The 20,710-nt window shown below is 39.3% G+C and carries 20 protein-coding genes and 3 tRNA genes; 13 read left to right on the forward strand and 10 right to left on the reverse strand.

What is annotated here, in order from left to right; translation table 11 throughout:
* The first annotated feature begins 23 nt into the window (after positions 1–23).
* The 10 genes from tolB (at position 24) to recC (ending at position 8,158) form a co-directional block, all read left to right on the forward strand.
* Complete coding sequence (tolB, locus tag L4F92_RS02805) at positions 24–1,331, forward strand: Tol-Pal system beta propeller repeat protein TolB (protein ID WP_250364132.1); 1,308 nt, start codon at positions 24–26, stop codon at positions 1,329–1,331.
* Positions 1,332–1,341: 10 nt separating this feature from the next.
* Positions 1,342–1,803 (forward strand): peptidoglycan-associated lipoprotein Pal, encoded by a 462-nt coding sequence (gene pal / locus L4F92_RS02810; RefSeq protein ID WP_250350885.1) that lies wholly within the window; start codon positions 1,342–1,344, stop codon positions 1,801–1,803.
* Positions 1,804–1,983: 180 nt separating this feature from the next.
* Positions 1,984–2,059: transfer RNA gene (locus tag L4F92_RS02815), tRNA-Lys, on the forward strand.
* 28 nt (positions 2,060–2,087) lie between these two features.
* Positions 2,088–2,163: transfer RNA gene (locus L4F92_RS02820), tRNA-Lys, on the forward strand.
* A gap of 28 nt (positions 2,164–2,191) precedes the next feature.
* A tRNA-Lys gene (locus L4F92_RS02825) sits at positions 2,192–2,267 on the forward strand.
* A gap of 267 nt (positions 2,268–2,534) precedes the next feature.
* Complete coding sequence (locus L4F92_RS02830; protein WP_250350884.1) at positions 2,535–3,059, forward strand: prepilin-type N-terminal cleavage/methylation domain-containing protein; 525 nt, start codon at positions 2,535–2,537, stop codon at positions 3,057–3,059.
* A complete protein-coding gene (locus L4F92_RS02835; protein ID WP_250350883.1) occupies positions 3,060–3,782 on the forward strand; it encodes a PulJ/GspJ family protein in 723 nt (240 codons plus the stop codon).
* A complete protein-coding gene (locus L4F92_RS02840; RefSeq protein ID WP_250350882.1) occupies positions 3,779–4,456 on the forward strand; it encodes a DUF2572 family protein in 678 nt (225 codons plus the stop codon). Before L4F92_RS02835 ends, L4F92_RS02840 begins: the two co-directional genes overlap by 4 nt.
* Positions 4,437–4,742 carry a DUF5374 domain-containing protein gene (locus L4F92_RS02845; RefSeq protein WP_250364133.1) on the forward strand — a complete coding sequence of 102 codons (306 nt, stop codon included), beginning with the start codon at positions 4,437–4,439 and terminating at the stop codon, positions 4,740–4,742. Before L4F92_RS02840 ends, L4F92_RS02845 begins: the two co-directional genes overlap by 20 nt.
* A gap of 11 nt (positions 4,743–4,753) precedes the next feature.
* Positions 4,754–8,158, forward strand: a complete 3,405-nt coding sequence (gene recC, locus L4F92_RS02850; protein WP_250364134.1) for an exodeoxyribonuclease V subunit gamma — start codon at positions 4,754–4,756, stop codon at positions 8,156–8,158.
* Positions 8,159–8,192: 34 nt separating this feature from the next.
* Here recC and L4F92_RS02855 read toward each other — a convergent pair whose 3' ends face one another.
* From L4F92_RS02855 to ulaG, 5 genes are all read right to left on the reverse strand, one after another.
* Entirely contained in the window at positions 8,193–9,011 is an 819-nt protein-coding gene (locus tag L4F92_RS02855) for a pyridoxal phosphatase (RefSeq protein ID WP_250364135.1), read from the reverse strand.
* Between the two features lie 27 nt (positions 9,012–9,038).
* Positions 9,039–9,734, reverse strand: coding sequence for an L-ribulose-5-phosphate 4-epimerase (gene araD, locus L4F92_RS02860; RefSeq protein ID WP_250363909.1), 696 nt, complete (start codon positions 9,732–9,734; stop codon positions 9,039–9,041).
* The gene (locus L4F92_RS02865) at positions 9,728–10,588 is read right to left on the reverse strand and encodes an L-ribulose-5-phosphate 3-epimerase (protein ID WP_250363908.1); all 861 of its coding nucleotides are present in this window, start codon (positions 10,586–10,588) and stop codon (positions 9,728–9,730) included. Before L4F92_RS02865 ends, araD begins: the two co-directional genes overlap by 7 nt.
* Before the next feature lie 40 nt (positions 10,589–10,628).
* Positions 10,629–11,375 carry an HTH-type transcriptional regulator UlaR gene (ulaR, locus tag L4F92_RS02870; RefSeq protein WP_250364136.1) on the reverse strand — a complete coding sequence of 249 codons (747 nt, stop codon included), beginning with the start codon at positions 11,373–11,375 and terminating at the stop codon, positions 10,629–10,631.
* A gap of 253 nt (positions 11,376–11,628) precedes the next feature.
* A complete protein-coding gene (ulaG, locus tag L4F92_RS02875; protein ID WP_250350875.1) occupies positions 11,629–12,720 on the reverse strand; it encodes an L-ascorbate 6-phosphate lactonase in 1,092 nt (363 codons plus the stop codon).
* Between the two features lie 332 nt (positions 12,721–13,052).
* Here ulaG and L4F92_RS02880 point away from each other — a divergent pair, with 332 nt between their 5' ends.
* From L4F92_RS02880 to L4F92_RS02890, 3 genes are read left to right on the forward strand one after another with little or no spacing between them, the layout of a single operon-like run.
* On the forward strand, positions 13,053–14,831 hold the full coding sequence (locus L4F92_RS02880) for a PTS ascorbate-specific subunit IIBC (RefSeq protein WP_250350874.1): 1,779 nt from the start codon (positions 13,053–13,055) through the stop codon (positions 14,829–14,831).
* Between the two features lie 57 nt (positions 14,832–14,888).
* The gene (locus tag L4F92_RS02885) at positions 14,889–15,362 is read left to right on the forward strand and encodes a PTS sugar transporter subunit IIA (protein ID WP_250364137.1); all 474 of its coding nucleotides are present in this window, start codon (positions 14,889–14,891) and stop codon (positions 15,360–15,362) included.
* A 22-nt stretch (positions 15,363–15,384) separates the two neighbouring features.
* A complete protein-coding gene (locus L4F92_RS02890; protein ID WP_250350872.1) occupies positions 15,385–16,062 on the forward strand; it encodes a 3-keto-L-gulonate-6-phosphate decarboxylase UlaD in 678 nt (225 codons plus the stop codon).
* A 268-nt stretch (positions 16,063–16,330) separates the two neighbouring features.
* Here the strand turns inward: L4F92_RS02890 and hemB are convergent, their stop codons facing one another.
* The 5 genes from hemB to ubiB form a co-directional block, all read right to left on the reverse strand.
* On the reverse strand, positions 16,331–17,353 hold the full coding sequence (hemB, locus tag L4F92_RS02895; RefSeq protein ID WP_250364138.1) for a porphobilinogen synthase: 1,023 nt from the start codon (positions 17,351–17,353) through the stop codon (positions 16,331–16,333).
* Between the two features lie 37 nt (positions 17,354–17,390).
* Entirely contained in the window at positions 17,391–18,158 is a 768-nt protein-coding gene (gene tatC, locus L4F92_RS02900; RefSeq protein ID WP_250350870.1) for a twin-arginine translocase subunit TatC, read from the reverse strand.
* A 9-nt stretch (positions 18,159–18,167) separates the two neighbouring features.
* On the reverse strand, positions 18,168–18,707 hold the full coding sequence (tatB, locus tag L4F92_RS02905; RefSeq protein WP_250350869.1) for a Sec-independent protein translocase protein TatB: 540 nt from the start codon (positions 18,705–18,707) through the stop codon (positions 18,168–18,170).
* 3 nt (positions 18,708–18,710) lie between these two features.
* Entirely contained in the window at positions 18,711–18,938 is a 228-nt protein-coding gene (gene tatA / locus L4F92_RS02910; RefSeq protein ID WP_250350868.1) for a Sec-independent protein translocase subunit TatA, read from the reverse strand.
* A 130-nt stretch (positions 18,939–19,068) separates the two neighbouring features.
* Positions 19,069–20,706, reverse strand: coding sequence for a ubiquinone biosynthesis regulatory protein kinase UbiB (ubiB, locus tag L4F92_RS02915; RefSeq protein WP_250364139.1), 1,638 nt, complete (start codon positions 20,704–20,706; stop codon positions 19,069–19,071).
* Between the last annotated feature and the right edge of the window lie 4 nt (positions 20,707–20,710).

The raw sequence follows: 20,710 nt of genomic DNA on the forward strand, positions 1-20,710 counted from the left end.
TAATTAAACCTAAGGTGAATTAAATGAAAATGATTATTCGTATAACACAATTATTAACGATATTATGGATATTATTAGCAAATACAGCACTTGCTGATGATGAAGTCCGAATCGTTATTGATGAAGGGGTGGATGGGGCGCGTCCTATCGCCGTCGTACCATTCAAATGGAATGGTGCTGGTTCAATGCCAACAGATGTAGCTGAAATTATTTCAGCAGATTTACGCAACAGTGGCAAATTCAATCCAATTCCAACATCAAGAATGCCACAACAACCCACTTCTGCCTCAGAGGTTACTCCTGATGCGTGGTCATCTTTAGGCATTGATGCCATTGTTGTTGGGCAAGTTACGCCAAATGGCAATGGATATAGCATTGCTTATCAACTTGTTGATACGATTGGCGCATCAGGTAATGCCGGGGCTGTATTAGCACAAAATCAATATGCTGTTCCAGCCAGTGCAATGCGTTTAGGCGCACATACTGTAAGCGATGAAGTCTTTGAAAAACTGACGGGCATTCGTGGTGCATTTAGAACCAAAATTGCTTATATTGTACAAAAAAATGGCGGTTCTAAACCTTATCAAGTACGTGTTGCCGATTATGATGGACATAATCAATTTATTGTTACCCAAAGTTCACAGCCATTGATGTCGCCTGCTTGGTCACCAGATGGAAATAAGCTCGCTTATGTTTCTTTTGAAAACCGTAAATCTCAGCTTGTTGTGCAAGATTTACGTTCAGGCGCACGCCGTGTAGTAGCTTCATTTAAAGGACATAATGGCGCCCCAGCGTTTTCTCCTGATGGCTCAAGATTAGCCTTTGCTTCATCAAAAGATGGCGTTTTAAATATCTATGTGATGAATTTAGCCAGCGGTAGTGTTTCACAATTAACGAGTGGCTCAGGGAATAACACCGAACCTGCATGGTCGCCTAATGGACAATCTATCATTTTTACCTCTGATAGAGCCGGTTCCCCACAAGTGTATCAAATGAGTGCAAATGGTGGCGGCGCGACCTTATTAAGCTCAGGAGGACGCACCTATAGTGGACAAATTTCTGCTGATGGCAGTACATTAATTATGATTGCCGCAGATCATATTATGAAAAAAGATCTTGCGACAGGTGAAACTGAAATGTTAAGTTCGACTTTCTTAGATGAAAGTCCAAGCATCTCTCCAAACGGAATTATGATTATTTATAGCTCTACACAAGGGTTAGGAAAGGTGCTACAATTAGTTTCTGCTGATGGGCGTTTTAAAGCACGCCTACCGGGAAGTGATGGGCAAGTTAAATTTCCAGCTTGGTCCCCATATTTAACTAAAAACTAGGAGAAAGTTAATGAAAAACTTTGCAAAATTATTAGTTGTAGCTGGCTCAGTAGCTGTATTAGCAGCTTGTAGCTCTTCAAAAAATGAAAGTGCTGCAGAAACAACTGCCCAAACTTTTGGCGGTTACTCAGTTCAAGATTTACAACAACGTTATAACACCGTTTACTTCGCATTCGATAAATACAACATCGAAGGTGAATATCAACAAATCTTAGATGCTCACGCTGCATATTTAACAGCAACGCCAGCATCTAAAGTATTAGTTGAAGGTAACACTGACGAACGTGGTACACCAGAGTATAACATTGCATTAGGTCAACGTCGTGCTGACGCAGTAGCAAACTATTTATCTGCTAAAGGTGTTCAAGCAGGTCAAGTTTCAACTGTTTCTTACGGTGAAGAAAAACCAGCTGAGTTAGGCCACACTGAAGCAGCTTATGCGAAAAACCGTCGTGCGGTATTAGCATACTAATATTATTTATAATAAAAAAGCCAAGTCTTATGCTTGGCTTTTTTATTTTCTGCTATTCATTATAGCTCTTTTGTTTTGATTTGTTGGTTATTCGTTCAAACAAACAAAAATTTAAAAATTTTTATTGATTATTAAAATAAAAACAGTATTATAAGCCTCCGTTACGCAATGATGTTCATTGGGTCGTTAGCTCAGTCGGTAGAGCAGCGGACTTTTAATCCGTTGGTCGAAGGTTCGAATCCTTCACGACCCACCAATCAAACGTAACTGCCTAAATATATTTAGGGTCGTTAGCTCAGTCGGTAGAGCAGCGGACTTTTAATCCGTTGGTCGAAGGTTCGAATCCTTCACGACCCACCAATCAAATATAACTGCCTAAATATACTTAGGGTCGTTAGCTCAGTCGGTAGAGCAGCGGACTTTTAATCCGTTGGTCGAAGGTTCGAATCCTTCACGACCCACCAATCGTCAATTTCCCTATTAAATTAAAAAATCATTTTTTTCCTTGTTATTTTTTATTGATTAGACCGTTTATCCTTTATTTTATTTTCTCATTATTTTTGCGATCTTGATTCCAAAAATTTGCTCATTCCCTATTAAAAAAGCACCGTGTTTGTTAGGCTTTGCCTAGTGCATTAAAAGCAATGTAACGAAAACAATTCTTACAAAGAAATATTGTTGAAAAAATATAAGATAAACAAAGTGCGGTTGAAAAAATCAGCGTTTTTATTATGGATAAAATGAAAGGTTTCACCTTATTAGAATCGCTTATCGTGTTATTGATTTCTAGTTTGTTATTGCTTATGGCTTTACCTGTATGGCAACAGCACCAGGAGCAATGGCTGCTAGGCAAAGAACAACAACGCTTATATTTATTTTTGCGTACGATTCAACGGCGAGTAGAAAATTCTAATCAAGTATGGTTTTTAGTGGCAAATCGAGAGTTAGTAAGCCAGAAATGGTGCATTGTTGCACAAGTTAAAAGTAAAAAAATATGCAATTGTTTACAGCCGCACTTATGTGCAGAAGAGCTAATGGCGAATATTTATCAACCATTGTTTCCAACAAAAACAATGATTAGCAGTAAACATTATTTTCCACAAGAGATGGCAAGAATCAGCGGTATCCGTAATACGATTCAATCTGATTGTTTTTTATTGCAAGCTGGGCAGGTTAAAACCTTATTTTCTTTTTTTAATGTGGGTAGTCTGAAACTCAAACCAGCAAATTCACTCAGTGCTTGCGGAGAACCTTAGATGAAAGGCTATTTAAAAGGACAAAGTTTATTCGGTTTAATGTCAGCGTTGGGAATATCCAGCTTATTACTGATTGGCATAGTGAAATTTTATCAACATAGCCAATGGCAAATTCAGCAAATGAATGCGCGTCTGTTTTTACAAGCAGAGATAGAAAGAACGTTGCAGTTAATTAGCAAAGATTTACGCCGAACCGGATTTCGTGCCGCAGTTGAAAAACGTAAAGTGGATAATTTCGCCTTGTTTGAGCAAGATGAACGAGGCACAAGCTTAGTACTTAGCCAATCTGCAGGGGAAAAACCGAATAGCTGTGTGTTATTTTTCTATGATTTGGATAATTCAGGCTGTATTGGTTCCACTTATACCAAGGGGCTATGTCGTGAAAATGGCAAAAATCGGACAAAAGAAATTGAGCGTGAGTTATTCGGTTATCGTTTAAAACATAAAATGCTGGAAACACGTTTGACTTATAAAAATACCGTTAAGCAAAAATGTGCAAAAGAAGAGTGCCAAGGCTACCTGCAACAGCTCGCTTGTGAGAGAGGCGGTTGGGTAGATTTATTTGATAACCATAAAATAGCAATAACGGATTTTTCTTTACAATGGCTAAAAGAATCCGTATTGCTTACGGCATATTTAAAAGGGCAATTGACGCAACAACCGCATATTGAATATGAAAGCCAAGTAGTGATTCCCTTGCTTAATCAAGGCGGTACAGAATGAACGCGCAAAAAGGTATGGTTACCCTGACGTTATTATTACTGCTTAGCTCATTCTTGATGATTACAATGTGGTTTAACCAAGAGGAACTGCATTTTTATCGCGCAATGAACGCACAGCAAAAATTTTATGTACAAAATGATGCCGTACTGTTGCCAATCAGCAGACAAAATTTGGATCAAGAATGTGAAAAATTACCTTTAGATTATAGCCATTCTGTTTATCGTCTTGAATTTAAAAATACGCTGAAAAATCACCGCACTTCTGATTCTTCTTCCCATTTTGCTTGGTGTGAGCGAGTGAGCCTATTTCAAAGAATGCCAAGTCGCGGCATCAATGCTGGGGAATTTTCACATTATTTTGATCCTGCGATCACGCCGCTGTTTGCAAGGTTTTTATCGCAAGGGAATATTGGCAACTATCCACTCTACTGGTTTTCCGAGCAAGAAAAGCATTGGGAGATCAATGGCAATATTTATGCCGTCGTTGTCGCCGAAGGTGATTTAATCTTATCAGGTAAAGGGGAACTGCGCGGTGCGGTGATTACGCAAGGACAGTTATATCAAGGGGAGAATGTGAAATTGGTTTACAACAAGCAAACGCTGCAAGACGTGGTTCAGGCATATCGCTTTTGGCGCTTAGCAAAAAGGAGCTGGTATGATTTTGAGTCTTTATAGGCCGTTAAAATATCAAGGAATGAATTTGCTTGCTTTGCTGATGACTTTAACGCTATTTAGTGGTATTTTTCTGTCCATTAATCAATGGCTCGCTTATCAACGGCAAAGTGCGGTGAAAATTTATCAAGATTTACAAGCCATTTCTATTGCACATAATCAGCAACAACGTCTGTTTATGGGGCTGAGCTGTCAAACTCACATTGAGCAAAATCAGCTTATTTTTCATCTTAATTGTCAAGAAAATAAGGTAACTGTGCGTTATCCCACAGGGGAAACCAATTTATAAAAGGAAATTCTGTGCTAACCGTTTATTATTCCAATTTGCTTGAAACACAAAAAGATATTCTGTTGCATTTAATGAAGACAATGCCATTAAATGATCCGCTACAATCGGAAATTATTTTAGTGCAAAGCCCGGGGATGGCGCAGTGGTTACAATGGCAAATTGCCGAAAAGCAAGGGATTTCAGCGAACTTGCAATTTCCTATGCCAGCCACCTTTATTTGGCAACTTTATCGCGATAATTTGTTTAATATTACACAGCAAAATCAATTTGCTAAAGAGCAGATTGTATGGCGTTTGATGCGATTGATCCCACAATATTTATCCCAACCTGCCTTTGCACCATTACGTGATTATCTGAATACGGCACCTCAATCGGCACAACAAAAGTTATATCAATTAGCGGAAAAAATCGCAGATTTATTTGATCAATATTTGGTGTATCGTCCAGATTGGATCAGTGCGTGGGAAAAAAAGGAAGATCGCACGATCGCTCAACAAATTGCAACGCAGAAAAGTACAGATAAACCCCAGTTGGTGACTCAAATTGCACAGCATATCGAATGGCAAGGCATTTTATGGCGTGCTTTAGTGGCGGAAATTCAACAGCAAAATGGCAATGAAGACGTTTGGCACCGAGCGCATTTACACCAACAATTTCTCCAGCTATTGCAACAGAAAATGCCTGTGAAACTGCCTAAACGCATTTTTGTTTTTGGGATCTCGGCGTTGCCAAAAGTGTACCTAGAAATTCTTAACGGCATTAGTGCATTTTGTGATGTGCATTTATTCTTCACTAATCCTTGTCGTGAGTATTGGGGAGATATTGTAGATAGCCAATATTGGCGAAAATTACAACAGCGATCTCGCATTGATCACCAAAGCCAACAGGCTAGCCCATTATTTTCTCATCAGCAAATTGCCCAGCTAGAACAAAAACAGCACGAATACACCGCCGAACAAGAATTGTTGCAAGTGGGAAACCCATTACTTTCTTCTTGGGGAAAACAAGGGCGCGATTTTCTTTATTTGCTCACAGATTTGCAAAGTAACGAAATTAATGCTTATGTAGAATTGTCGAAAGAGGGATTGTTACACCAAATTCAGCAACGCATTTTAACACTTACCCCGACAGGTATTGCGCCACTGCATTTTGAACCGCAAGATCTTTCTTTTTCAATTCACGCTTGTTATAGCGCAATGCGTGAGGTCGAGGCATTGCAAGATTATTTATTGCACTTATTTAATCAAGATCCAACGCTTACACCAAAAGATGTGGTCATAATGGTGGCGGATATTGATAAATATACTCCTTACATTCGTGCCGTCTTTGAGCAAGGGAAACCTCATCTTCCCTTTTCGATTTCAGATAATAAATTGTCGGAAAATGATGTCATTGTCTCCGCGTTTATCAAATTGCTAAACTTGAAAGAGAGCCTTTTTACTGCGCAAGAAGTGTTGGATTTTCTCGATATTCCAAGCATTCGCACACGTTTCCATATTGAATTGGAAGACTTGCCTTATATCCATCACTGGGTGGCGCATTCTGGTATTCGTTTTGGTTTGGAGAAATATCGGGATGGCGTACAAGAAAATTATAATGCGTGGAAAGCTGGGCTTGAACGAATGCTGTTGGGCTACGCAATGCGAGAAGAAAACAGCATTTGGCAAGACAGCCTTGGTTTTGATAATAGCTATGGGCTAAAAGGGCAATTGGCCGCCTATTTGGCAGAATTTATCGAGCAACTTCACCAATGGTACCGTACACTTTGTGGCGAGCATTCCGTTGAGCAATGGCAGCAAGCCTTATTCCAGCTTGTTGAAACGTTTTTCCAATTTGATGAAACGACCCAAGAAACCCAATGGTATCTCAAAGATTGTATTGAAACTTTTGTGGAACCCTTAATCAATGTGCAATTTAATCAATCACTTGGTGCAGAAGTTGTCGCTGAGGTGATGAGCCACTATTTGCAAGAAAATCCACATAATTTACGTTTTTTAGCAGGAAAAATGAATTTCTGCACCTTATTGCCAATGCGCTCCATTCCATTTCGTGTAGTGTGTTTGCTTGGAATGAATGAAGGGGAATATCCACGGCAAACTACGCCAAATAGCTTTGATCTAATGCAATATCATCAACAAAAGGGGGATCGTTTCAAGCGAGATGATGATCGTTATCTTTTCCTTGAAGCATTGGTTTCCGCACAGGATTATTTCTATCTTAGCTATGTCGGGCATTCAATGATTGATGATGCACCAAAAGAACCTTCCGTGCTTGTTAATCAATTACTCGATTATGTGGCAGAAAACTTGCCTTTGCCTGAGGAGAATGCGTGTGCAGACCCAAATGAATATTGGCGTAAAAAATTGGTGATTCACCATCCAATGACTGCTTTTAGCGAGAAAAATTTCACTAAAAAGCACCGCACTTTTGCGCATAAATGGTTGCCATTAGTGAACAAAATCACATCGCAAGAGCAAGGTTTTATTCAGCCATTGAATAATGGGCATCTTGTGCAGAACGTTGAATTAAGCCAACTTATTGCTTTTGTTCAGCACCCGATAAAATTTTTCTTGGAACAGATTTTAGGTATTTATTTGAAAAATGAAGAAAACGCATTAAAGGATACAGAAAATTTTGATTTCGATAATTTGGAACGCTACACCATTAATCAGCAATTGCTGTATCTGAACGATGATGAGTTTAGCCAGTTTTTCCATAAGTTACAAATTAAAGGGGGAATGCCAAGAGGTGGTTTTGCCCAAGTGGAAGCACAACAACTTAGCCAAGCGATTCTTGGTCTGAAAAAAGACGTCGCAGCATATTTAAAGCAAGAAAGTCAAAGTGTGGTGGCAGAATTGGATTTCGCCTTGCCAACTCAAACCCTGCGTTTAACGGGAGTGATAAATCAGCTTTATCCCCTTGCTAACGGCACAATGGAACGCGTTACTTGGCGGGTAGGAGGGAAAATCCGTGATAAAGATCTGATTGAAAATTGGATCTATTATTTACTGCAATGTGCTACGCAAGAAAATGTAGCGCCCTCTCATAGCTATGCTAAAAATGCGCAAGTGCGGTTTAAAATTTTGCCAAAAAGTACCGCACTTACCCAATTACAATGCTACCTTGAGGCTTATGTTCAAGCTCAGCAATCCCCTTGCTTAGTGCTAACGGAAAATCTGGAGAAATATTTTAACGCGCTAAATAATGAAAAAGGCAAAAATGATGCCAGAACAATTCAACAAAAGTGTTTTGCCATATTGCGTGAAAGTATTTATGGCAGTGATTATCACAATGCGAAAGAAGATAAATACTGGCAACGGGTGCTAAGTGAGCAAGAATTAACACAACTGGATTTGACTGCAATGAGTCATACAATGCAGGATTGGTTTGAGTTAATGCTAACAAGCTGTGAGTAAAAGGAAACCGCTGAGGAGGATCAGCGGTTTTGTTTTAGTGTTTGAAATGTTCGGCTAATACTTGTGCAATGCCCGGTTCATCATTACTTGTGGTAGTGAGCTTGGCTTGACGTTTTACTTCTTCTTCCGCATTCCCCATTGCCACTCCCAGTCCTACTGCGGTGAGCATACTGGTGTCATTGTGGTTATCGCCGAAAGCAATCACCTGCTGTGGTGCAATGTTCCACTGCTTTAAGACCTCTAATAATCTTGCTCCTTTAGTATTACCAGCGTTGGCAATATCTACACGATCGACCCAAGACCATTCACAACTAAATTGTTCAATAGGCAACTCTGCCACGACTTGGTTCATAATTTCTTTATTTTGTGCGCTAATCACGCATTTCCAGATTGGTTTATCGTGATCGATTACGGTTTGAATGCTTTCTACTTTTCGTACCAAAGGCCGTACACTCTCAGGACAACTTGCGACCCATTTAAGAAATTTTTCCATATGGGGATTTAGCTCGGCATAATTCATTGCATTGCGTGAATACATTAATAAATGACAATGATGTTTAGTAGCCGTATCATAAATTTGTTGTGCTTGCTGTTGTGAAAGCGGGTTGGCCGCTAACACCTCATCATTTTGCACATCATAAACATAGGTACCATTGCAACAAATAATTGGCGTGGTTAAACCCAGTTCTACATAATATGGAATGACTGCCGTATGATGCCGCCCTGTTACCAGTAATATTTTAATGCCTTGCTGCTGAAGTTTTTTTATCGCGTCTTTATTTTGCGTTAAAATTTGACCTTGAGAATTTAATAATGTGCCATCGAGATCGAAGGCGACGAGTTTATAATCCATTTTTTTATCCTTTAGACATATAAATAACTACTGTCCATAATACGCATTTTTGCCGTGTTTACGCAAATAATGTTTATCCAATAACACGGGTTGCATTGAGGTTAAATTTGCATTTAACTGATGGCTGAATAAATTCATATAGCCAATTTCTTCTAATACAACCGCGTTATGCACCGCATTTTCTGCATCGCTTCCCCACGCAAAAGGCCCGTGTGAATGGACTAATACGGCTGGCACGTCTTTCGCATTAATCTTGCGTTGGCGGAAGGTTTCCACAATCACATTACCGGTTTCAAGCTCGTAATTCCCGTTAATTTCTTCGTCAGTCATTTTTCGTGTACAAGGAATGCTGCCATAAAAATAATCCGCGTGGGTTGTGCCGGCGGCAATTAAATCTAATCCAGCTTGCGCCCAAATGGTGGCGTGCCGTGAGTGGGTATGTACAATCCCGCCAATATCAGGAAATTGACGATACAGGGCAAGATGGGTTGGGGTATCTGAAGACGGTTTTTTATTTCCCCACACGCGTTCGCCTGTATGCACATCGACAATCACAATATCCTCTGCCGTCATCTTGTCATAGTCCACCCCTGATGGCTTAATGGCGACCAGCCCTGAAGTGCGGTCTATTTCGCTGACATTTCCCCAGGTGAAGGTCACCAAATGATGTTTTGGTAGGGCAAGATTGGCGTGTAACACTTTTTCGCGTAATTCGGCTAGCATTGGAATCCTCCTTGTTGCATTTGTTGTTCAATAAAACGGCGTGCGTTGATGATTTCTTCAATCGGTTCATCGGCTTTTTCCGTCCACATTTCAATGAGAAACGCCCCGCGATAATTTAGCTCGGCAAGGGTTTTAAAGCAGGTAACAAAATCTACGCAGCCTTTGCCAAAGGGGACATCGCGGAACTGTCCTTTGCAGGTTTCGGTAACTTTATAGGTGTCTTTCAAATGAATCGCGGAAATTTTGTCGATGCCTAATTGTAATTCTTCGACCACATTATCATTCCACGCAGAAAGATTGCCGAGGTCAGGATAGACAGTAAACCAAGGGGAGCGAATGAGGTTATCCCATTTTTTCCAGCGGGTAATAGAACTCATAAAGGGGGTATCCATAATTTCCATTGCAAGTGTGACTTGATTGCTTGCCGCTAACTCAACCGCCCATTCCATTCCTTGTTGAAAGCGTGCTAACGTGCTTTCATCTTGTTCTTCGTAATACACATCATAACCCGCTAATTGAATGGTGCGGATACCCACATCTACCGCCAACTGAATGGCTTTTTCCATAATCTCATAGGCTTTTTGGCGAAGCGTTTCGTCGTGACTGCCAAAAGGAAAGCGGCGATGGGCTGAAAGGCACATTGAGGGAATGGTGACGCCCGTATTGATAATGGCTTGCACCAGTTCAAGGCGTTGCGCCTTGCTCCAATCTAATCGGCTCAATCGTTCATCTGTTTCATCAATGGAGATTTCGACAAAATCAAAGCCACAGGCTTTGGCGATGGAAAGTCTATCTTGCCAGCTGATGTTTTTGGGTAGGGCTTTTTCATAGATGCCGAGTTTGTGTTTTCTCATTGTTTCGTCCTAATAAAAAGTTACGTAATTTTTACCGCACTTATACTAGACGTACTTCAAGCCCTCTTGCGGTAAGTTGCTCAATGACTTGGGGATCGGCTTCTTTCCCTGTAATAAGGAGATCAATATTTTCTAATTGGGTAAATAGCATTCCTACTTGTTTACCTAATTTTGAACTGTCTAATAACACAACATATTTTTCTGCTTTAGAAGAAAGTTGCTGCTCCGAATGTGCGATAATCATATCTGTTTTAAAAAGCCCATCAACGGTAAATCCTCGCCCACTTGTAAACATAATATTTGCGGAATAATTTGTTTCATTTTGTTGATTAAGTGAGAGCGTGATGGCTTTTTCTTGATTATATTGTCCTCCCATAATGACAAGATCTGAATGATTTTGCTTAATAAGATCATTAACTAAAGGGATATAGTTGGTAATAATCTGTACTTTTCTGCCACACAAATAGCGTCCTAGCATTTGCATTGTTGAGCCACAAGTAATAATGACGCTTTCATTGTCTTTGCATAATCTTGCGGCTGCTTGAGCAATACGTTGTTTCTCGTCAAAATGATTGATACTGCTTTTTTCACTGGTTAAGTGAAAAGTGGTTAAGGCTTCCGCACCATTTCTAATTTTTCGTAATTTTCCTTGTTTATGTAATTTATTAATGTCTCTGCGTGCAGTTGCCGGTGAAATATTTAATAAATCAATAATTTCTGCGGTAGAAAGCAGATGATTTTCGGCTAGTCGTTCCAACAATAACTTATGGCGATAAGTTTCGTTCATTTTTCCCCCTAAAAAAGTACAACATTGTAAATTAAATTATTATACGCGCATTCCTAAATGATTTTAAATCATCTTAAATCAGATGTAATCATTTTGTGTGAGCGAATTTTTCTTTAATTTCTTTGTTATCATTTAATTACAGCAAGGGATCAAGCTGAAATAATTTGCCGGCAATAACATTTTTTAGAATGATGAGTATGCCCATAGGGAAATCAAGGCAAAAGAGGGATTTTCTCTTTCGCCTTGAGATTAATTAAAGCATTGCCTTGAATGGAATATTAGGTTCTTGTTCAAAGCAATCATCAAAACCACGTGGATGATGATATTCAATAAGATCTTTATCACGTGGGTAAATATATTTACCCCCCACTTCCCAGATGAATGGGTGAAACTTATATTGAAGCCGTTCTTTACGCATTTTCCATAAGGCAATAATTTCATCAGTACTTGCCATAAAATTTGTCCAAATATCGTGATGAACAGGAATAATGACTTTACAACGTAAACTTTCCGCCATTCTAAGAAGATCAATGGAGGTCATTTTATCCGCGATACCAACAGGGTTTTCACCATAATTATTCAATGCAACATCAATATCAAATTCTTTTCCGTGTTTTGCAAATTGAATTGAAAAGTGGGAATCTGCGCCGTGATAGATAGTTCCGCCGGGGGTTTTGAATACATAATTGACCGCTTTACGTCCCATTTCTTCATCGCTTGGGCATAGCCCTTTGAGTTCTCCACCTTGCTCTTCTGCACCTTCCACTGGTAAGGTAACTAAACAGGTTCGATCAAAAGAATCTAATGCGTGGATTTCTACGTCTTTGATTTTAACGACATCACCCGGTTTTACTGTTATGAGGCGATCTTCAGGAACCCCCCATTTTTTCCATAATTCGGTACAGTGCCAAGGACCAACAAATTTTACGTGATCAAGTTTAGGATTATTGACAATGGCAGCGGCAACATTCACGTCGATATGGTCGCTATGGTAGTGAGAGGCTAAAATAAAATCGACTTCATTGATTGCAAACGGATCAATGACCATTGGTGCTGCACGTAAATTAGGTTGTAATTTACGAACGCCTGCCATATTAGCCATTTGGTGTCCACGTACCATATCTTTCACTTTTTTGGTGGATTTTCCACGGCTACACCAAAGATCCATACATAAATTTGCACCACCGGGGGTCTTTATCCATACGCCAACGCAACCTAGCCACCACATTGCAAAATTTCCTTCGGGTACAACTTCCTGTTCTATTTCTTCATTTAACCAAGTTCCCCACTCAGGGAAGGTAGAAAGGATCCAACTTTCTCGTGTTATTTCATTTACATTTGGCATTGTTTGCTCCTTACTTTTTTGTAATTAGTAGTCAAAATAAATCTTTTTTAATCATAATAAATCATTTTTATAAATGAAAGGATATTTTGTCTGTTTTGTGATCTATATCATATTTTACTTTGACTTAAAGGGATTTTAGCTAGGCTCATTACTAAATGTAAATAGAGGTTTGATTATTTGGAAAGAATTTTAATTTGTGATCTTACTCACAAATAATCAAAAATAATCTTTTTATTTGATTGTTTTTGCGTATTATAGTGATGATTTTACTTTTGCTGTTTGAAAGTGAACATTATTATCAATGATAAATTCAATCTGAGGTAGTAAATATTATGGAAACAATTATGCACTATTTTGGGATCTTTAATACGCAGGTTTTATCTAAAGCTCCCTTTTTACTTGGGATTGTCGCCTGTTTAGGCTATATCTTACTGAAAAAAGACACGACAACGATTATTAAAGGAACAATTAAAACGATTGTTGGATTTATGATCGTTCAAGCGGGATCAGGTTTCTTAGTGACAAACTTTAAGCCTGTGATTGCAGGATTATCCAAATTTCACCATTTGACAGGCGCGGTGATTGATCCCTATACCAGTATGCAAGCCACCATTCAAACAATGGCAGACAATTATGGTTGGGTTGGCTACGCTGTTATTGGCGCATTATTTTTAAACATTTTATTAGTGGTGTTTAGGCGCTTTACGGGTATTCGGACAATTATGCTTACGGGGCATATTATGTTTCAGCAGGCGGGGTTAGTTGCCGTATTTTATATGATTATTGGGGCTTCAATGTGGGAAACGGTGATTTATACCTCCGTGCTAATGGCATTATATTGGGGAATTTCTTCTAATATTATGTATAAACCGACGCAAGCGGTGACAGGAGGAGCGGGCTTTTCTATTGGGCATCAACAACAAATTGCTTCTTGGGTTGCAACAAAGTTAGCGCCCAAATTAGGCGATAAAAATGACAGTGTTGATAATATGAAATTACCAAAATGGTTGCATATTTTCCACGATAGTATTTCTGCAACTGCATTAGTAATGACCGTATTTTTCGGCATTATCTTGCTTTCTTTTGGATTAGATAATTTGCAAGCGATGGCAGGAAAAACCCATTGGTTTATGTATATTCTAGAAATGGGATTAAAATTTGCGGTTGCCATTCAAATTATTGTTACTGGTGTAAGAATGTTTGTTGCAGAGCTTTCTGAAGCATTCAAAGGTATCTCAGAGCGGCTAATTCCTAATTCCGTGCTTGCCATTGACTGTGCGGCAATTTATGCCTTTTCTCCAAATGCGATGGTATTCGGTTTTATATGGGGGGCAATTGGGCAATTTGTCGCCGTTGGGTTATTACTTGGGTTCAATTCGCCAATCTTAATCATTCCGGGCTTTATTCCAATGTTTTTCTCTAATGCCACAATCGGCGTTTTTGCAAACCAATTTGGTGGCTGGAAAGCAGTGATGAAAATTTGTTTTGCAATGGGGATCATTGAAGTAATGGGATCGGCGTGGGTGATTCAGCTTCTGGCAACACAAGGCGCCGAATTTAATGGTTGGATGGGAATGGCTGACTGGGCATTATTTTTCCCACCAATTTTACAAGGGATTGTCAGTGTACCGGGGTTCTTCTTCATTATTTTAGCACTTGCAATGGTTTATATGTTCTTTGCTTCCCGTAAATTACGTGCTGATGAAGCGGCAGCGGCTGCGGCAGGGAAAACATTAGAACAAATGGACGGCTATGGTAATGATGACAGCGTAGCACAAGATTTGGTTGCAGAAGTACAAGCAGAAAGCCCTATGGGCGAAAATCCAGTACGTATTTTGGCGGTATGTGGTTCAGGCCAAGGTTCATCAATGATGATGAAAATGAAAATTAAAGGCTATTTAGACAAACACGGGATCGCCAATATTATGGATTCTTGCGCGGTAACCGATTACAAAGGAAAATTAGATGGTGTAGATATCATTGTGTGTTCTAAGCACCTTGCCGATGAAATTCAGGGTGGTGAGCGAGTTTCAGTGCTTGGGGTACAAAATATGTTAAATCCAAATTCCTTCGGTGAAGAGTTAAAAGCGTTAATTAAGAAATATCAGTAATAGTCCTCTTACCGCACGCTATAATAAGTGCGGTAAGAATTTCGCGAGGTTTTTTATATGCTAAAACAATCATTAATTGAAAATAATTCAATCAAGTTACATCAAAAAGTAGAAAATTGGGAAGAGGCGATTAAACTTGGGACAGATATGCTTGTTGCATCAGGTGCAATAACGCCTCGTTACTATGATTCTATTATCAATATGATCAAACAAATGGGACCTTATATTATTCTATCACCGGGGCTAGCTATGCCACACGCAAGACCCGAAGATGGCGTAAATCGTACCGCCTTTGCGTTAGTCACTTTAGATACCCCCGTGCAATTTGAAGGAGAAGAAGAACCTATTAAAGTATTGATTACGTTAGCAGGCAGTGATTCTAATCAGCATATGCAAGGGATTATGGAAATAACCCAGGTGTTAGAAGATGATGATCCAAATAGTGAAACGGGTGTTGATCTAGAAAAAATACTTCAATGCCAGAGTGCCGAAGACGTCTATCTTGTTATTGATCAAGCATTATCAAATTAACTGTTATAAGAAGGAAGAAATTATGTCAAAACCCTTACTACAAATCGCATTAGATTCTCTTTCATTAGAAAAAGCTGTTGCGGATGCTAAACAAGCTGAAGCTCTAGTGGATATTATTGAAATTGGTACCATTCTCGCGTGTGCTGAGGGAATGAAAGCCGTTAGTACATTACGAGCCTTACATCCTAATCACATTCTTGTTTGTGATCTTAAAACAACGGACGGCGGAGCTATTTTAGCAAAAATGTCTTTTGAAGCAGGAGCTGATTGGCTAACGGTTTCGGCAGCCGCTCATCCCGCAACCAAAGCCGCGTGTAAAAAAGTGGCGGATGAATTTAATCAGGCTCATCCAGATCTTAAAGTGAAAAAAGAAATTCAAATTGAAATTTATGGTAACTGGACACTTGAAGATGCCAAACAATGGGTTGAGCTTGGTGTGACTCAAGCGATTTATCACCGTTCTCGTGATGCAGAGTTAGCTGGCAAAGGTTGGACAGATGAAGACATTGAAAAAATGAAATCTCTTGAAGCACTGGGATTACAACTTTCTATTACAGGAGGAATTGTGCCAGAGGATATTCATTTGTTTAAAGGGATCAAAAATGCAAAAGCCTTTATTGCTGGCAGAGCATTAGTGGGAGAAAAAGGTCAAGTTACCGCAAAAGCTATTCGTAATGAGATTGACAAATATTGGCCTTAATAAATTTCAAGAGGCTGTTTGAAGAGTTTCATTTTGGATTTGTCTGGCTATAACAATGCGCGATATGTCCGTAATTAACCAGTGTAACTGGGTAAGAGGAAAATTTTCTCTATAATAATTGATATGGCTTGATAACTAAAATGATGCACTGTGTTTTATGCGTACAATTAATGTCATTTAGCGATGCTAAGAAAGTACCCGCTCTAAATAAAAACTAAAAAGAGCGGGTATAGGTGTAAATTTGTACGCTTTTATTTACTTTGATACTTTATTTATTCTGATTTTCTAAATAAAACCATTCAGCTACTTGTTTGGCAAAGTAGGTAAGAATGCCGTCAGCACCTGCGCGTTTAAAACAAAGCAGGCTTTCCATAATACATTCTTTTTCTTTCAACCAACCATTTTGAATTGCTGCCATATGCATTGCATATTCGCCTGATACTTGGTAAGCAAAGGTGGGGACTCCAAAGTGTTGTTTAACACGGTAAACCATATCCAAATAAGGCATTCCGGGTTTCACCATAACCATATCTGCCCCTTCCTGAATATCTAGCGCCACTTCTTGTAGTCCTTCATCACTGTTAGCAGGATCAAGCTGATAGGTTTTCTTATCGCCACCTTTGAGGTTACTCGATGAGCCTACCGCATCACGGAATGGACCGTAATAATTTGAGGCATATTTAGCGGAATACGCCATAATTTGTGTATTGATAAAACCTTTTTCTTCAAGTGCGGTGCGAATTTTGCCAATTCTTCCATCCATCATATCACTTGGTGCGACAATATCTGCGCCAGCTTCTGCGTGGGAGAGGGCTTGTTTCACTAGCACTTCAGTGGTGAGGTCGTTTAACACATAGCCATCATCATCGATAATGCCATCTTGTCCGTGTACCGTGTAAGGGTCAAGCGCGACATCCGTTAAAACCCCTAATTCAGGATAAGTAGCTTTAAGTGCTTTTACTGCACGCTGTACTAAGCCATTCGGGTTATAGGCTTCTTCTGCCATAAGTGATTTTTTACTTTGATCAATCACTGGAAATAAGGCGATAACCGGTACTCCATATTTCACTAATAATCCTGCTTCGATCAGCAATTGATCTAAAGTTAAACGCTCCACTTTTGGCATCGATGGCACAGGTTCACGATAATTTTCTCCCTCTATAATAAATACAGGATAAATGAGGTCATCTATGCTGAGTTTATTTTCTGCCATTAAGCGGCGACTAAAATCTTGTTTGCGCATACGGCGTAAACGGCGTGCTGGGAACCCAGTGAAAATTTGTGTGGTCATTGTATTCTCCAAAATTAAAGGGGCGTTTGCCCCTATGTTATTTAATTATTTCTTGTTCGTTTTCTTCATTTGGATTGTCAGCATTTTCTTTTGGACGATAAAAACGTGCAAAAAGTAATCCTACTTCAAATAATAAGCACATTGGAATCGCGAGTAAGGTTTGTGAAAAAATATCAGGGGGAGTCAGTAGCATACCAATAATAAATGCAGCGACAATAATATAAGGACGTTTTTTCTTTAGGTTTTCAATTGTTGTTACACCAGACCAGCAGAGTAAAATAATCGCAACAGGCACTTCAAAACAAACCCCAAAAGCTAAAAAAAGCGTCAGCACGAAATCTAAATAGCTACTAATGTCTGTGGCAATGGCAACGCCTTCTGGGGCGGTTTTGGTGAGAAAGCCAAACACTAAGGGAAACACCACATAATAAGCGAAGGCTACGCCTAAATAAAACAGCACGGTACTTGAAAATAAGAGTGGATAAATAAGGCGTTTTTCGTGTTGATAAAGTGCGGGAGCAATAAATGCCCAAATCTGATATAGCAAAAAGGGAACAGCAATAAATAATGCCACAACACCCGTTAATTTTAGTGGGGTAAAAAAAGGCGTTGCAATATTGGTTGCTATCATACTTGCCCCTGATGGCATCACGCTTAATAGGGGGGAGGCAACAAAATTGTAAATATCATTGGCAAAATAGACTAAGCCTAAGAAAATTACTGCGACAACAAGAACGCAACGTAATAAGCGATCGCGAAGTTCCAATAAATGACTGATCAGAGGTTGGGTTTCTTCAATACTCATAGAACGCCTTTATGCTTTTTCTGATTTAGATTCAGGTGAAGGGCTGACTTCTGCCAAGCTATCATCTTCAGGATAATAGGCACTGGTCAGTTCAAGCTGAGATTCATCTTGTTCGGCTAATTCTGCAATATCAGCAGGAGAAAGTTCACTTTCATTAGATAAGGTATCAGTTGCGTGTTTTTCATCAGAATTTTGCACCGCACTTTTTAGCTCTTGAACTTGTTGTTCAAAAGTTGTTTGTGTGCTTGCTGCTTTTTCCTCTAAATTTGCTTTAATTTTTTCCGCTGAGGCTTTGAGATCTTCCACAGTTTGGCTTAATTCAGGAGAAAGTTGTTTTAAATTGAGATGTTCAGCTTTTTTGATACTTTCTTGCAACTCTTGTAATTTCAGCTCTTGGCTTAACTCATTTTGTACATTTGCGGCAAGTCCACGGATCGTACTCACCCAGCCCATAACTGTACGAATGGCAATAGGAAGACGTTTAGGGCCTAGTACCACTAAGCCCACAATGGAAATTAACAGTAATTCAGAAAAACCAATATCAAACACGGATTATGCCTGTTCTTTGTCTTTTACAGTTTCTGTTTTTGCTTGTTGTGCGTCATCGGCAATTTTTTTCGGCTCTGCGGGTGTTTCATCGTCTTTCATTGCATTTTTAAAGCCTTTCACTGCAGTGCCTAAATCTGAACCCACGTTACGTAATTTTTTTGTACCGAAGAAAACTAATACAATTAACAAAACAATGAGTAATTGCCAAATGCTTACGCCACCTAAACCCATTTTTTACTCCTATAACTAATTTAATAAAATTGTGTGAAAATATAACTTTTTTATTCATCTTGAACAATAGACAATTTACATTATTTCACATTTTATTGATTTATCACCCAATTTTGCGCATTAATTGAGGTTATGGCATTATCAAGGCAATGAGCCAAAATAGCCCGCCACTCGTCAATAACGCAATATTTGCCCATAAAGGTAAAGCAGAAAATTGCCATAATGTTCCGAAGAAAAGGACTGTCCCCATTATCACCGCCAACGCTTTTTTCTGCCAACGTTGTTGGTGCGCTAATTTTTTATTGATGGCATTCAGTTGTTGATGAATATGGTTTTGTTGTTTTAGTGCATCCATTAAGGTGGCGGGAAACTGTGGTAAATGCTCAACAATATAAGGCAGAGTCGTTTTTAGGTTTTTCACCATTGCCTTCATTCCCATTTGTTCATCTAGCCAGTTTTGTAGAAACGGTTTTGCCGTATCCCATAAATCAAGTTGTGGATAAAGCTGTCGTCCTAAGCCTTCAATATACAGTAAGGTTTTTTGTAATAAGACGAGTTGAGGTTGCACTTGCATATTAAATTCGCGTGCGACATTAAATAAATTGAGCAAAACTTGAGCAAAGGAAATTTCCGATAGCGGTTTAGCAAAAATCGGTTCACACACTTCTTGGAACGCTTGTTCAAAGGCATCAATATTCGTATCCTGTGGTGTCCAACCTGCATCAACGTGCATTTGCGCAACGCGACGATAATCACGATTAAAAAAGGCAACAAAACTTTCTGCCAAATAGCGTTTATCATTATCGTTTAAGCGTCCAACAATACCGCAATCAATGCCAATATATTGCGGATTTTCAGGATGCTGTGGATTAACAAAAATATTTCCCGGGTGCATATCGGCGTGGAAAAAACTATCACGGAATACTTGGGTAAAGAATACTTGTACGCCACGTTCTGCGAGTAATTTCATATTTGTGCCATTGGCTTTTAGTGTCTCTACATCAGAAACAGGAATACCGTAAATTCGCTCCATTGTGATGACATTACGGTAACAAAATTGTTGATACATTTCTGGAATATAGAGCATTGGGCTATCTGTAAAATTGGCTTTCAATTTGATTGCATTAGCCATTTCAATACGCAAATCTAATTCATCACGCAAGGTTTTTTCATATTCACGAATCACTTCCACCGCGCGTAAACGATACCCTTCACTGGATAAACGGGGGATCCAGCTGGCTAATTTGTACATCCAGCTTAAATCAGCCTCAATTTGTGGCTGGATATTGGGGCGTAGCACTTTGAGTACCACTTCTTTGCCCGCAAGCGGTTGAGTAGTATTAAATCTTGCGGTATGAACTTGAGCGATAGAAGCCGAAGCAAGGGCAGTTTCGTCAAAATCTTCAAACCACGTTTCTAGTTTATCCCCAAAGGCTTGTTCAATTTGTTCTCGTGCTAATTTCCCGTCAAAAGGTTCAACTTGATCTTGCAATAAGGCTAATTCATCAGCAATATCAGGGGGGAATAAATCTCGTCTGGTTGAAAGCATTTGCCCAAGTTTGATCCACACAGGCCCAAGTTCTTGTAAAGCAAGACGTAAACGCAAGCCGAATGCCAGCTCTTTATGCTGATTACGTAACCAAAATAAGGTTTTACGCCAACAACGCAAGGGACGAGTGTAGGCATTATGAGGCAGGGCGTCATCTATCCCATAAATTAAAAATGTACGGATAATTTTGTATAAGCGTTTGAAATCGTTAAAAGTCATTAGA

The sequence above is a fragment of the Avibacterium sp. 21-595 genome (assembly GCF_023611905.1).
Classification (GTDB): domain Bacteria; phylum Pseudomonadota; class Gammaproteobacteria; order Enterobacterales; family Pasteurellaceae; genus Avibacterium.